Annotated in this window: 15 protein-coding genes and 1 tRNA gene; 9 read left to right on the top strand and 7 right to left on the bottom strand. The window is 63.9% G+C overall.

The genetic code is table 11. The annotated features are described in order from the left end of the window. Positions 1-149: 149 nt before the first annotated feature. From FXV83_RS03465 to FXV83_RS03445, 5 genes are all read left to right on the top strand, one after another. Positions 150-1,028 carry an SDR family oxidoreductase gene (locus FXV83_RS03465; protein WP_148737788.1) on the top strand — a complete coding sequence of 293 codons (879 nt, stop codon included), beginning with the start codon at positions 150-152 and terminating at the stop codon, positions 1,026-1,028. A gap of 74 nt (positions 1,029-1,102) precedes the next feature. Next, on the top strand, positions 1,103-2,056 hold the full coding sequence (locus FXV83_RS03460; protein WP_148737786.1) for a dihydrodipicolinate synthase family protein: 954 nt from the start codon (positions 1,103-1,105) through the stop codon (positions 2,054-2,056). 4 nt (positions 2,057-2,060) lie between these two features. Continuing rightward, a complete protein-coding gene (locus FXV83_RS03455) occupies positions 2,061-2,876 on the top strand; it encodes an NUDIX hydrolase (RefSeq protein WP_148737784.1) in 816 nt (271 codons plus the stop codon). Positions 2,877-2,949: 73 nt separating this feature from the next. Next, complete coding sequence (locus FXV83_RS03450) at positions 2,950-3,864, top strand: DMT family transporter (RefSeq protein ID WP_148737782.1); 915 nt, start codon at positions 2,950-2,952, stop codon at positions 3,862-3,864. A 124-nt stretch (positions 3,865-3,988) separates the two neighbouring features. Next, positions 3,989-6,676, top strand: coding sequence for a PAS domain S-box protein (locus FXV83_RS03445; RefSeq protein ID WP_148737780.1), 2,688 nt, complete (start codon positions 3,989-3,991; stop codon positions 6,674-6,676). Here the strand turns inward: FXV83_RS03445 and FXV83_RS03440 are convergent, their stop codons facing one another. Continuing rightward, positions 6,677-7,027, bottom strand: coding sequence for a GrlR family regulatory protein (locus tag FXV83_RS03440; protein WP_148737778.1), 351 nt, complete (start codon positions 7,025-7,027; stop codon positions 6,677-6,679). Between the two features lie 249 nt (positions 7,028-7,276). Between FXV83_RS03440 and FXV83_RS03435 the strand changes: the two genes are divergently transcribed. Continuing rightward, the gene (locus FXV83_RS03435) at positions 7,277-7,774 is read left to right on the top strand and encodes a hypothetical protein (RefSeq protein ID WP_148737776.1); all 498 of its coding nucleotides are present in this window, start codon (positions 7,277-7,279) and stop codon (positions 7,772-7,774) included. A 52-nt stretch (positions 7,775-7,826) separates the two neighbouring features. Here the strand turns inward: FXV83_RS03435 and FXV83_RS03430 are convergent, their stop codons facing one another. Further along, positions 7,827-8,210, bottom strand: coding sequence for a VOC family protein (locus FXV83_RS03430; protein WP_148737774.1), 384 nt, complete (start codon positions 8,208-8,210; stop codon positions 7,827-7,829). 217 nt (positions 8,211-8,427) lie between these two features. Here FXV83_RS03430 and FXV83_RS03425 point away from each other — a divergent pair, with 217 nt between their 5' ends. The 3 genes from FXV83_RS03425 to FXV83_RS03415 all read left to right on the top strand — a co-directional run bounded on the left by FXV83_RS03425 (position 8,428) and on the right by FXV83_RS03415 (position 9,881). Then, positions 8,428-8,997: a hypothetical protein gene (locus FXV83_RS03425; RefSeq protein WP_148737772.1), complete on the top strand. Its 570-nt coding sequence runs from the start codon at positions 8,428-8,430 to the stop codon at positions 8,995-8,997. A gap of 160 nt (positions 8,998-9,157) precedes the next feature. After that, positions 9,158-9,658, top strand: a complete 501-nt coding sequence (locus FXV83_RS03420; protein ID WP_148737770.1) for a hypothetical protein — start codon at positions 9,158-9,160, stop codon at positions 9,656-9,658. A 146-nt stretch (positions 9,659-9,804) separates the two neighbouring features. Then, positions 9,805-9,881, top strand: a tRNA-Arg gene (locus FXV83_RS03415). Between the two features lie 91 nt (positions 9,882-9,972). On the opposite strand, the gene FXV83_RS03410 is transcribed toward FXV83_RS03415, so the two are convergent. The 5 genes from FXV83_RS03410 to FXV83_RS03395 form a co-directional block, all read right to left on the bottom strand. Next, positions 9,973-10,308 (bottom strand): type II toxin-antitoxin system PemK/MazF family toxin, encoded by a 336-nt coding sequence (locus FXV83_RS03410; protein ID WP_347341028.1) that lies wholly within the window; start codon positions 10,306-10,308, stop codon positions 9,973-9,975. Continuing rightward, complete coding sequence (locus FXV83_RS03405) at positions 10,289-10,501, bottom strand: antitoxin MazE-like protein (RefSeq protein ID WP_235939300.1); 213 nt, start codon at positions 10,499-10,501, stop codon at positions 10,289-10,291. Before FXV83_RS03405 ends, FXV83_RS03410 begins: the two co-directional genes overlap by 20 nt. Before the next feature lie 219 nt (positions 10,502-10,720). After that, on the bottom strand, positions 10,721-12,649 hold the full coding sequence (locus FXV83_RS03400; RefSeq protein WP_347341027.1) for an adenylate/guanylate cyclase domain-containing protein: 1,929 nt from the start codon (positions 12,647-12,649) through the stop codon (positions 10,721-10,723). A gap of 426 nt (positions 12,650-13,075) precedes the next feature. Beyond that, complete coding sequence (locus FXV83_RS42395) at positions 13,076-13,231, bottom strand: hypothetical protein (RefSeq protein ID WP_187435630.1); 156 nt, start codon at positions 13,229-13,231, stop codon at positions 13,076-13,078. 18 nt (positions 13,232-13,249) lie between these two features. After that, positions 13,250-13,570: a hypothetical protein gene (locus FXV83_RS03395; protein WP_148737766.1), complete on the bottom strand. Its 321-nt coding sequence runs from the start codon at positions 13,568-13,570 to the stop codon at positions 13,250-13,252. Positions 13,571-13,636 lie beyond the last annotated feature (66 nt).

The following is a 13,636-nucleotide window of genomic DNA, read 5'->3' as shown; positions in this document are numbered from 1 at the left end:
GCCGCACGGCGCGCTCTGAGTTATCTCGTCATGCCCGGGCTTGTCCCGGGCATCCACGTTCTTTTCCGCAGTTGGCGACCAAGTCCGTGGATGGCCGGGACAAGCCCGGCCATGACGGAGAATGAAACAACAAACATGGAGAGGCCACCATGGGACTACTCGACGGCAAGGTCGCGCTGATCACCGGCGCGGGCGGGGGGCTCGGTGAGGCCTACGCAAGGCTGTTCGCGCGGGAAGGGGCATCCGTCGTCGTCAACGATCTCGGGGGGCCCCGCGACGGCTCCGGCGCCGACACCTCGATGGCGCAGCACGTGGTCGATGCGATCAAGGCCGAGGGCGGCAAGGCGGTCGCCAACGGCGCCGACATCTCCACCATGGAAGGCGGCCAGTCGGTGTTCGACGACGCCATCAGGCATTTTGGTCGCGCCGACATCCTGGTCAACAATGCCGGCATCTTGCGCGACCAGACCTTTGCCAAGGCGACCGAGTCGGATTGGGACAAGGTGATCAAGGTGCATCTCAAAGGCACCTTTTGTTGCACCCTGCCGGTGTTTCGCTGGATGCGGGAAAACGGTGGCGGTGTCATCGTCAACACCTCCTCGACCTCGGGCCTGATCGGCAATTTCGGCCAGACCAATTACGGCGCGGCCAAGGGCGGCATCTGGGGGCTGTCCAACGTGCTGGCGATCGAGGGCCGCAAATACAACATCCGGATCTGGACCCTGGCCCCGGGCGCGCTGACCCGCATGACTGCAGACCTGCCCCGCTATAAGGAGAACCCCGGCGCGGCGCTGGGGCCGGACGGCATCGCGCCGGCCGTGCTATACATGGTCAGCGACTTGTCGGGCGACCAGACCGGCAAGGTGCTGGGCGTGTCCGGGCCCCGTGGCGTGCGCGAAATGCGGATGATGGAAATGGAAGGCTGGAAACCGCCGCACGCGGGCTGGAAGGCCCAGGATATCGCCGATCATGCCAAGGAGATCTTCTTCTCCGAGGAGCAGATCAAGATGGGCGCGCGGCGGTTTTAGGCCACACTGTCATTTCCGGGCACGACGAACTCGCGAGCCCGGAATGACGAAAGACGACAGGACAGAGAGACCCAATGAAGCTTACCGCCGACGCCAAGGGCACCTTCGCAATCGCGCCGACGCCGTTCCACGACGACGGCCGGATCGACGAGCGCTCGATCGACCGCCTGACCGATTTCTACGAGGAGGTCGGCTGCGACGGCGTGACTGTGCTAGGCATCCTCGGCGAGGCGCCGAAGCTCGACGCCGCGGAGGCCGAGCAGGTCGCAGTGCGCTTCGTCAAGCGCGCCAAGAAGATGCAGGTGATCGTCGGCGTCTCGGCGCCGGGCTTTGCCACTATGCGCTCGCTGGCGCGCGCCTCGTTGGATGCGGGTGCTGCCGGCGTGATGATCGCGCCGCCGCCGTCGCTTCGCACCGACGACCAGATCGTCGGCTATTACAAACAGGCGGCCGAGGCCATTGGCGCCGACGTGCCCTGGGTGCTTCAGGACTATCCGCTGACACTGTCGGTGGTGTTTACGCCTGCAGTGATCCGCAAGATCGTCATGGACAATGCGAACTGCGTGATGCTCAAGCACGAGGACTGGCCGGGCCTGGAGAAAATCTCCACGCTGCGCAATTTCCAGAAGGACGGCTCGCTCCGGCCGCTTTCGATCCTCTGCGGCAATGGCGGCCTGTTCCTGGATTTCGAGATGGAGCGTGGCGCCGACGGTGCCATGACCGGCTACGCCTTCCCCGAGCTTCTGATCGACGTCGTGCGCCTGTCAAAGGAGGGCAAGCGCGATGCCGCGCATGATCTGTTCGACGCGCATCTGCCGCTGATCCGTTACGAGCAGCAGCCCGGCGCCGGCCTCGCCGTGCGCAAATACGTGCTGCAAAAGCGCGGCATCATCGCCTCCAGCGCGCAGCGCAAGCCGGGCGCGACCATCACGCCGGCGGCGAAGGCCGAGGTCGAGTATCTGCTGTCGCGCGTGGCCCGCGTCGACAAGCGTGCCAATCTTGGTCTGCAATCCAGCGCCGCAGGTTAGTTGCATGGCCGAGACATCAGCATCGCGCCCCGCTTCGACCATCCTTCTGCTGCGTGACGGCGCGGGTGTCGACGGCAAGAGCCGCGACGAAATTGAAGTCTTCATGATGGTTCGTCACCATCAGATCGAGTTCAATTCGGGCGCGCTGGTGTTTCCCGGCGGCAGCGTCGATGCCGGCGACAAGGAGATCGTCGCCCGGTCCGATCTGTATTCGGGCGGCGAGGGGCTAAGCGATGCGGACCGCGGTTTTCGGATCGCCGCGATCCGCGAGACCTTCGAGGAAAGCGGCATCCTGCTGGCACGGCCGAAGGGCTCGTCATCGCCGGTCGATGCCAGGCGCGCCGGCGAGATCGCGGAGGCGCATCGGGTCGCGCTCAACGAGCACAAGATCAGCTTCCTCAGCATTTTGGCCGACAACGGCCTCCAGCTCGCGCTCGACACGCTCGTGCCCTACGCGCACTGGATCACGCCCGAGGGCATGCCGAAGCGGTTCGACACCTGGTTCTTCCTCGCCGCCGCACCGCCCGACCAACTCGGCGCCCATGACGGCAGGGAATCGACCGACTCGATCTGGGTATCGCCGCGCGAGGCGGTGGAGGGCGGCGAGAGCGGCCGCTTCAAGCTGCCATTTCCGACCACGCGCAATTTGATCCGGCTTGCCAAGCAGGGCAGCGTCAAGGCCGCGCTCGATCATGCCCGCGGCATGTCCATCGTCACGGTGATGCCGGTTATGACCAAGACCGAAAGCGGCCGCCAGCTCCGCATTCCCCGCGACGCCGGCTATGACGGCGAGGTGTTCGAGGTCGGCGCGCTCGGCTAGCACACTTCGATACGCAACGAACTGTAGCGTCCCTGGCCGCTGTATGTTCCGTCCCCTGACAGAGGGACGGGCCATGGACAATCGGCAGGACACCAACATCGCCGCCGAGCTCGCGCTGCTGGTCGCGCTCGCAACGCTCTGGGGCGGCTCCTATACCTTCATCAAGCTCGGTGTTGCCACCATTCCGCCGATCACGCTGATCGCGGCGCGCACCGCGATTGCGGGCCTCTTGCTGCTCGCGGTGATGCGGGCGCGCGGCATCAACATGCCGACGGACTCGGCGACCTGGCAGCGCTTTGCGTTCCAGGCCGTGCTCAACAGCGTCATCCCCTGGACGCTGATCGCCTGGGGCGAGCGCCATGTCGATGCCGCGCTCGCCACCATCCTCAACTCGGCCGGGCCGATCTTCACCTTCCTGCTCACGGCAATGGTCACCCGCCACGAGGCGACGACGCCGCGCAAGCTCGTCGGCGTTGTCGCCGGCATGGCCGGCATCTTGCTGATCGTCGGCGTCGACGCTTTCCATGACATCGGAAGCGGCCTTGTCGCGGAGGCCGCCATCGTCGCTGCCACCATCTGCTATGCCTTCGCTGCGATCTTCGGCCGCAGCTTTAGGGGGCTCGACCCGATGGCACCCGCCGCCGGCTCGCTGCTTGCGGGCGCGGCGGTCTTGATCCCGGCTTCGCTCGTGTTCGAACAGCCCTGGACACTGGCGCCCTCCCTGAGTTCGATCCTGGCGCTCCTCGCGCTGGCGGTGTTCTCGACCGCGGCGGCCTTTGCGATCTACTTCCGCCTGATCCAGACCCTCGGCTCGGTCGGCACCACCGCGCAGGCCTATCTGCGTGTGCCGATCGGGGTCGCCATCAGCGTCGCCTTCCTCGGCGAAAGCCTGAGCCAGACCGCGTGGATTGGGCTGACCTGCGTCGTCATCGGCGTTGCCGCCATGACGATCCCGGCCCGCGGGCCCGCCAGCGTTAGAACCTCGTAAATCCGGCAGAAGGGGCCAGCCGAGGACCGCAATTTTAAGGATTTGCGGCGGCCGAAGCCATGTTCCCCCGAGGCCGCAATACGTCGTATATTGGGCTTCCAGTAGCCCGGTCCTCAAAGCCCCAATGTCCGCCGAATTGTCGCCGCCCCCCGAGAAAAAGCGAATATTTTCGCTCTCCATCGGCCAGCTCACGTTCGGCAGCTTCCTTCTGGTGCTGGCGGTGATCATCGTCACCTCGACCGCGAGTGTGATCGCGATCAGGCACATCGATACCACCTTCGCCGAGCTGCAGCGGCTCCAGAGCGTCGGCGACCTCGCCGAGGACATCGACCGCCGCATGAACGAGCTGCGCCTCGCCGCGCGCGACTTCGTCACCGATCCCGGCGCCGGCATCCAGTTCAAGCAGGTCGGCGAGGCGGCCTCGACGCTCAGCGACATCCTGAAGAAGACCCGCATCGAGCTTGCGCCCGAGCAGCAGGACATGATCGACGGAGTCACCGAGCGGCTTGCGACCTATCGCAGCGGCCTGGAGCGGATCTCAACGCTGATCGACCGGCGTGCCCAACTGCTCGCCGGCCTGCCGCCGCTGCGCGACCAGTTCGATGCGGCCGTCTCCGGCACCGCCGACCGCGAGCTCGCCTCCCGCCTGTCGGAAGCGCAGAGCCGGATCGCGCTCGGACTGCTCGCGCGCAACCCGTCCGCGGCCGAGCAGGCAGCGCAGGGCGTGCGGGCGCTGGACATCGGGGATCGCGGGCTGAAATCGGCCGTGAACGACTACGCCGAGGCCATCATCGCGGTGGCCGTCCGGGAGCGGCAGATCGCCGACATTGATCGCGAAGTCTTGGGAACCGAGGGCCGGCTGATCGGACGCGTCACCGAATTGCTGCGCGAGGTCAGCGCACGGCGCGGCCACGTGCTGTCGCGCGACTTCGCGCGCACGCTGACCGAGGCAAGGTGGCAGAGCATCGTGCTCGGCACGATCGGCGTGCTGATCGGCATTGCCGCGGCGTTGTTCGTGGTGCGCAGGACGGTGCGACCCCTCGCCCAGATCGCGCGATCCATTCGCGCGCTTGCGGCCGGCGAGAAGGACACCTCGATCCCGTCGGCCGACCTCGACAACGAGATCGGCGACATCGCGCGAGCGGCCGAAGTATTCCGCCGCGCTCTGGAGGAGGCCGACACGGCGCGCGAGGCGGCGGTGCGCGCGCTCACCGAGCAGAGGCTGGCCGAAGAGAGCTACCGCAAGCTGTTCGAAGGCTCGGTCGACGGCATCTATGTGACCACGCCGGCCGGCGACCTCCTCAACGCCAACCCGGCGCTGGCGCGGATGATGGGCTATGACAGCCCGCAGCAGCTGATCGACAGCATCAACGACATCGCTCACACGATCTACGTCCATCCCGAGGCGCGCGCCGAATATCAGCGCCTGATGGCGCGCGACGGCATGGTGCGCGAGTTCGAGTACCAGGTGCGCCAGCGCAGTGGCGATATCCTGTGGCTCTCCGACAGCGCGACCGGCGTGCGGGATGAGGCGGGCAACATCGTCCGTTACGAGGGCACGCTGCGCGACATCACCGACCAGAAGCGCGCCGAAGACGCCATCGCCGAAGGCCGCCGCCTGCTCCAGCAGGTTATCGACACGGTGCCCGCGGTCATCAACGTCAAGGACCGCAATCTGCGCTATGTGCTGATGAACCGCTATATGGCCGGCATCTTCGGTATCGAGCCCGGCGACGCGCTCGGCCGCACCACCGCCGACCTGATGTCGCGCTATGGTGCGGCCAAGAGCGACGAGAACGACAAGCGTGTGCTCAGTTTCCGCAAGGGCCTCGGCTTCTATGAGGAGGAATACAAGGACGCCTCCGGCAACATGCGGCAATGGCTAGTCAACAAGCTGCCGCTGCTCGATGCCGAGGGCGAGATCGAGCGGATCGTCACCGTGGCGCTGGATATCGGCGAGCGCAAGCGCGGCGAGCAGGAGATGCGGAAAGCGAAGGAAGCCGCCGAGACCGCCCTGCGTAATCTGCGCGAGACCCAGGCCTCGCTGATCGAGGCCGAGAAGCTCGCCGCGCTCGGGCGGCTCGTCGCCGGCGTCGCGCACGAGGTCAACAATCCCGTCGGCATCAGCCTCACGGTCGCCTCCGCGCTCGAGCGCAAGACCGCGATCTTCACCGCGGAGCTCGAACGTGGCGAACTGCGCCGCTCCACGCTCAACGACTATCTCTACACCAGCCGCGATGCATCCTCGCAGCTCGTCGCCAATCTCAACCGAGCCGCCGAGCTGATCCAGTCGTTCAAGCAAGTCGCAGCCGACCGCAACTATTCGGATCAGCGCAGCTTCGATCTCGCCGACCTCACCGAACAGGTGGTGATGAGCCTGCGGCCGGGCTTGCGTAAGCACAACCTGACCCTCAACGTCGAATGCCAGCCCAATCTGATCATGAACAGCTATCCCGGCCCGTACGGGCAGGTGCTGACCAATCTGTTCCTCAACGCGGTGGCGCACGCCTTCCCCGACGGACGTCCGGGACTGATCGATATCCAGGTGCGCGAGTCCGGAAAAGACAATGTCGAGATCATCTTCTCCGACAATGGCTGCGGCATGTCGCTCGACGTGCGCCGACGCGCCTTCGACCCGTTCTTCACGACACGGCGCGACCAGGGCGGCACCGGTCTCGGACTGCACATCGTCTACAGCATCGTGACCAACCGGCTCGGTGGGCGGCTCGATCTCGATTCCGAGCCGGGCAGCGGCACGCGCATCCAGATCATTTTGCCGCGCACGGCGCCGCTCGAGCAGGCTGCAGAATAGCTAATCGACGTCGGCGAGCTTGTGCAGTGTGGCACCGAAGATCTGGCTGGCCTTGCCGACCAGAGCGGTGCCCGTCATCTCCGCGCGCGTGTCGGTGAAAGTGCCGCTGACGCCGATGCCGACCGGGGCAGGCCCGCCGAACAGCGGATTGTCGTCGGCCCGCGGAGAGGTGTGCCGCTGCACCAGCACCTCGCCCTTGAAGGTGTTGTCCTTCACGCTGTAGCTGCCGGTGTAATAGAGATAGGCATCACCGCCAAGGATCTTGCCGTCGCGAAAAAGAATCACGCCGCTGCCCTTGCCGGCTCGACCATCGAGCAGCGTCACGTGAATCGAGTAGAGGCCGTTCTTCATAACGTCCCGCAGGTCGGTGACCGTCGCCCGAGGCACACCGGTGAAGCTTTTATGCCAAAGCCCACCCCCTGGCGCAACGCGGCAGTTTGCCGTTTGGCTGCCGGTCGGGACCGTAATTGTCCCGGCTTGTTTGTGACGGCGTTATGACGGTCTCATCAAGAGGCGAGGCCGGTCGTTGCGAATCAGAGTTGGCCCGCGAAATGCATAACCATTGTTGCACTGGCCGCGGGGTGCTGGAGCAAGACCAACGTGAGCAACTGGATCGATTCCGGCGGCGATGAGCCGCGTCTGTACAGTGTGCGTCCCACGAATTGCAAAGTAGAACATCGGCGAATTGGTTGTGCGACACGCTGGCGAAGCGTTGCGAGGCTGGGCTGCGCATTAGCCCTGATTGCCGTCGCTGCGCCGTTCGGTCACGCGCGCGACCGCGGCCAGTTCGTCAAGACCAATGCCGAATTGAAGGCCTGGTTCGACGGCCTGCGAAGCGGCAAGGGGCCATGTTGTTCCGATGCCGACGGGTCGGCGCTCTCGGACTCCGACTGGGACAGCAAGGACGGGCATTATCGCGTCCGCGTCCCGCGCCTTGGCTATGTGCTCGAAGGCCAGAAGCAGGAACTGGTCTGGGTCGATGTGCCCGAAGAGGCTGTCATCTCGGAGCCGAACCGGGTCGGGCGGACCATGGTGTGGCCGATCTACGGCTACACGGGCGTCACCATCCGCTGCTTCATGCCGGGCAGCATGACGTAACTGCGCCAGGCGCCCGTTCGCCCGGCTGACGCCCGATGCGGTTCGCGCCGCATCAGGCATATTTTTTGTCGCGCTCGAGCAGCTCGATGGAGATGCCTTCGGGGCCGCGGAGGAAGCAGATGCGAACGCCTGGCCGGATCGTGGTCGGCTCGCGCGTGAACGTGACACCTTTGGCCTTGAGCTCCGCAGCAACCGCGTCGATGTCTTTCACGGTGAGGCCAAAATGGTCGAGGCCCTGATGCGGGTGCGGTGGTGGTGGGCTGACGGCGTTGTCGCCCTCCAGCGGAGCGATGAAGATCCTGGCGCCGCCAAGATTCACGTCGATTCGTCCCGGCGCGCGGACGATCTCGCCACCGAGGATGTCCCGCAGCCAGGCTGCGGTGGCCTCCGGATCGGGGCTGCGCAGATGGACGTGATCCCAAGTGACGACTGGCATTTCATTTTCCTCCCGGCGGGGTCTTTGCGATGGTGCAGCGCATGGTAGCGAGCCCGACCGGTGATCGCCACCGTTGTTGCCGGATTCGCATGCGCGCGGGAACCATAGTTCGTCTGCTGGATTAAAATAAGCTGTGGTCGACTCCGTTGTAGGATGGCCGCATCGGTGTCGGACGGATGCGCAGGCACGTGCCTCGGTCGCTGTCGGTGATGCATGCATGAACGCAGGGGTTGACCGCATCGGGTGGGAACGCTTCGCGGGGATCGGCGAGCGTCTGACGCGCGCGATGATCGCGAGCGTCTCATCTGGCCGAAGTCTGCTGTGGCTGCTGGCGGCCTTCATCGTCGGCTGCGGCGTCTGGATGCTGTTACCTCTCTCAAAGGGAAATTCCGCCCGGGGCGAGCCAATATACGCGGAGTTGCCCTCGGTCGAGGAGGCGGCTGCTTCGGCCAAACCAGCGGCGGAATTGCCGCCCTCCACGACCCAGGCAGCGGCAGAGCTCGATCGCCTCAGGATTTCATCGCAGACATGGCGTCGCGGCGGCCTCGGCTCGAAGGCGCTGGTAACGTTCACCCTGCGAAACGACAATGATTATGCCATAAGAGATGTCGAAATCGTCTGCGCCTTTACGCGGCGCGATGGCAGCCGTCTGACCGAGCGCACCCGCGTGCTGGCCGACATCGTCAGCATGAAGAGTCGTAAGACTTTTGCGCACGTTCCTGTCGGCTTCGTCAACGTCAATGCCGATCAGGCGAAATGTTCGTTGGTTACGGCGCGGCGAGCGTAAAGGGCGGCCCAATCCGATAGCGGAAAAGTGACCATCCCGGGCCCTTGGGCCAAAAACTTGGCGTTGCCATTTGAACCGAACAGCCGGTGCCGGAACCAATTGATAGAGCGCCGGTTAAGGCGGAGTGCCCGCGCGGGGTTGCGGGGGCGGAGCGTGGCCAATGCCCATCTTTCGGTATTTCATTTTTGTCGGTGGAGCGTTGCTCGCGCTGCTGTTCGCGGCGAACCTCGTCCTGCCGGCCTCTCCCGTGGCGCAAGCGGTTGCGACCGCAAGCAACGAACAGCCGATGATCCGGATCCGGTCCGATCGCCACCTGCCTGAACGCGTCGTGCTCGACACCACTCAGCCGACGATCGCTGCGCCGGTGGTGAATACGGCCGCTGTGGTTGCGCCCCAGCAGCCGGTCCAGGCCGACGTCCTGGCCGAGATGTCGGCAAAGGCACGGGTGCGCGAGACCTTCGCGCAGTTCACGCCGACGGTCCCGAAGGCCGATGCCGCCTCAGCCAAGAAAACGGACGCCAGGCCGCAGGCTCTGGCTCAGGCTCCGCAGGCCCAGCCCCGGCGCAGGGTCGCCAGGATGCATCCGGCGCCGCAGCCCGGCAGGCCGATGATGCTGGTGGCGCAGCAGCCGCACTTCGGCCTGTTCGACACCACCTGGTGAGCGCTACGTTCTGCCCCGGGAGGGGGCGAGTAGGGCTTTTTATTGTCGCGCCTCTCTGCTAATTCGAACGCATCGGAACGCTCCCCGCTGCTGGCTGCCCAGCACGGTCGGATGCCGTGCGATGGCGGCCCGTCATCCGGGCCAAGGCGCTCGTAGCTCAGCTGGATAGAGCATCGGATTTCGATTCCGAGGGTCGGGAGTTCGAATCTCTCCGAGCGCGCCATTTTACGATTGTAAGATATCGTCGCCGGGCGCCGGAACATGCCGCTGACAGCCGCGTGAATCTTGCGGTCGGTCGCCTGGACTAGAAGCCGCTAATCCGCGAGCCCCATGACAAACGCCAAGGCAATTCCGAGCCGAGCCATGTCCTGGTCGCCGATACGCCCGATCCTCTGCCCGATCCGTTCGCGTCTTACGGTGACCGGCTTATCGGCCATCACCTGCGACGTGAGCCGCAATCCGTTTTCAGGCTTGGGCTCAACGGTGACGCGAAAATCCAGAGCGTCCACCAGATCGGAAGTCAACTGGCAAAGCACTACAGAGGCATGGCTCTGCGGAAAGGCGTCAGTCTGCACGATGACCGCTGGGCGGGGCTTGCCATAGTCACCGGCCGCGGCAACAACTACCACGTCACCGCGTTGCATCTGCATCAAACTCTGAGACCGACTCGATCCACTCCAGCGCGTCGCGTTCGCTATCAGGATCGAGACGGGCAACCTGCTTCGCCACCCGTCGTCGCACCGCCCGCGAGCGGGGGTCGGCGACTACGAGACGCAGCTCACGCAGGCCCCGTGCGCGCCGCCGCTGCCGCATCATCTTCATCCTCTCGGCTGCCGCCGCCATTGGACTTCTCCATCCGTAACGCGTTACGGATGGAGAAGGCAAGGGTCGGGACTCAATTCGAGGCCCCGGGGCGTCTCCGCGGGGCGAAGCGCAAGATCGCAGTCCGTCGCAGGTTATCCGGCCGGATCGCCTGCTCGGCCGCATGGCGCGCCACCGTAATTCCGAAATTCCCTTGCACCAGATTGGCGCTTGCGGTTATCTCACGGTAGTCAGCGGCTGTCATTCTTCGGGCAATCCGGCCTTCCTAAGTCCTTCGACGATCCGCTGATACTGGGCGACAAAGACCGGATTGTCCGAATAACCTTCATTCGCCCATTTTTTTACTGTGTAATTTGGTACTAGCTTATTCAGCTCGGCTATTGCGGCCCGTGCGTTATCCTTCTGCCCTTTCCAGCCATAGGCAGAGATCAGGTCAATGTAGACATACCAAAGCGGATTAGTTGCGATCGACTTGCTACACCAGTCGATCGCTTCGTCATCGTGACCGAGATGTGTATGTGCGTGACAGATCCAGTATAGCCAAACGCTCAGGAGCGGGTCGCGCGGACTCAGCCGAATAGCGGTTTCGACTGGCGTGAACAACTGCTCCGCGCGCCCTGCAAAGAGCTTGGTAAGGCCACTCGCACCATAGGCGTTCGCGAGATTGCGGTCGAGATTGATAGCCGTCTCGTACTCAGCGATCGACTGCTCAAACTGTTTTCGCGCCCGCAAAATGTGGCCCTTGGTATCGTGTGCCAGCGCATCGTCGGGCCAGCTCCGGAGGACCCGCCCCACCGCTTCATCGGCGCGCATAAGGTCATCAGCCGGCGCGTTGCTAAAGCGGCTTGTTACCGCCCAGGCAAGCGTGCGCGCCAGACCGTGCAGTGCCTGCGGAGATTGAGGATTGATACGTAATGCTCGCTCGAACAGCATCCGCGCCTCGGCCAACTGCTGAGCGGACAGCGGTCGGTAATAGGCGGCCCAGCCCCGCATGGCGAGATCGACCGCGTCGGGATTGTCCGCATGCTCACGCTCTGCGCGCTGGCTTTCCGCCCTGATCAGTTCCAGGTTCAAAGTCCCGGCAATGCGAGCGGTGACCTCGTTCTGCACTTTGAAGATATCTGCCCGATCTTTATCGAACCGATCAGCCCAAACGTGTGCGCCGGTTTCGGCGTTAATGAGCTGCGTATTTACTCGGACTTGGTCTCCGTCCCGCCGTACGCTGCCCTCCAAGACATACCGCACATTCAACTCGCGGCCGACCTGTTTGATGTCCACCGGCTTCCCCTTGAAGGTAAACGCAGTGTTGCGGGCGATCACGAAGCTACCTGAGATGCGTGACAAGTCGGTAGTCAGATCATCGGTGATCCCGTCCGCGAAGTATTCCTGATCCGGATCGCTGCTCAAGTTCGCGAAGGGCAACACGACAATCGAGAAGCGTGGTGGGGAGCTTGCGTGAGAAATCGCGGCAATGCTTTTGGTGGCGTTGTTCGTAGCAACAGAAGCCGATGAGGCGGTGTTAGAACTCGGTCGAAACCACCAAGCGGCTGCTACTGTGATGCCGACGACAAGCGCCACGGCAATTGCGGCGCTAGCCCAAAGATATCCGCGTGGCCGTGACCTCACGGGAGTAGGATTCTCGGACGGTGCCGGAAGACCAGCCAGAGCATCGGTCTGCAAGGCAAAGACGTGCACAGGTCGGGCGATGTTCTTGACAGAATGCTCACCCAGATCGGCGAACTCAACCCGGACCTTGTCTCTGATTTGATCGTAGGCTGCTGAGGAGATGCAGATGCCGCCAGGTTCGGCGATGCCCTCAAGCCGCGCCGCAATGTTGACGCCATCTCCAAAAATATCATGCGGCTCAACAATGACGTCGCCGATATTGACGCCCACGCGGAAAGCAATACGCCTGTCCTCAACCTCGCCAATTGTAAGCTCCTTGATGCGGGTTTGGAATTCTGTCGCAGCTCGAACCGCCTCGACCGCGCTTGGAAACTCCACCAAGAATCCGTCACCGGTGTTCTTCACGAGGTGCCCGCCGTGCTCGGCGATTGCCGGGTAGACAGCGTCGGTCAGGAGTGCGGTTAGCCTGGCGTGTGTAGCTTCTTCGTCGCGATGCATTAGCCGCGAATAGCCCGCCACATCGGCAGCCAATATCGCCGACAACCTACGCTCGACCCGGACTGGCCGCTCTTGCACCATGGCCCGCAATCCAACTCGGCACACTTGTACGACGGATCACGCCGCGGCGCCAAGGCGCTTTGACGGGGTGCCCCCCAGGGCTCATGCCGGTCGTTGCCGTTAGCTTGAAATGTCAGCCGCACTGACCGATGCCTGCCTGGATAGTGAACAAACATTTGGAAGACGTGCTGCTGGTGTCGCCGAATGGCTCATCGCGAATCCGCGATTTGGAATCCGCGATTTGATGGAAAAGGCCCGCTATCAAGGGTAACCGGACTGCCTGCGATATCGGGAAGTCGGGCGGCCCCCAATCGGTGTAGTGCAAGATCGCAGTGCGTCGCAGTTTTGCCGATTGGAGCGCCCAGCGGGCCACGGCATCATAGCGCCACGGCGAACGAGTAGTGCCCATCTTCATCGGCCGCGGCGCGCCGTTTTACGATTTTGCACGATCGCCGAAATTGCCGCATCCAGCCGTCGGCGCCGCGATGCCGGCACGATCGCGAGCATGTAGCCAACGTCATGGCATTTCCGCTTCGTTTTGCTATGCCGCCAATCAATTGCGGCCATTGCGGCGCTTCCCGCGGCTTACCGGATCCTTGCCACGACGTTGGGCCGATTTTTCTCGAGCCAGGCGACCGCCTCGGGTCCATCGATGACACACTCGAAGGTTTCCCAGGTTGGGTCCTCCAGGGATTCCGATTGCAGTCGCTTCGCCGCATACTCAACGAGGTCGTGCAAGCCTTCGTATCCTCGTCGGCGCTCGAGGGAATCCGCAATCGCCGTACTGGTCCATCCTCGTTGGGCCAGATCGATAATGCTCGGAGCATCAGCTTCGCTGAACCACGGTGTGGCATCGAACTCGATGCAGCGGGCGTTGTCGGCGGTATGGCAAGTGGCGTGGATCATTGGATTCCTCCGTTCGGGCCTGCAACCTGCGCGGGCATTGAACTTCTTAGATCACTGCCTCGCACG

This window comes from Bradyrhizobium hipponense, assembly GCF_008123965.1.
Lineage (GTDB): Bacteria > Pseudomonadota > Alphaproteobacteria > Rhizobiales > Xanthobacteraceae > Bradyrhizobium > Bradyrhizobium hipponense.
Note: the sequence above shows the minus strand (reverse complement) of the source record. Positions and strands in the feature narration are given on the sequence as shown.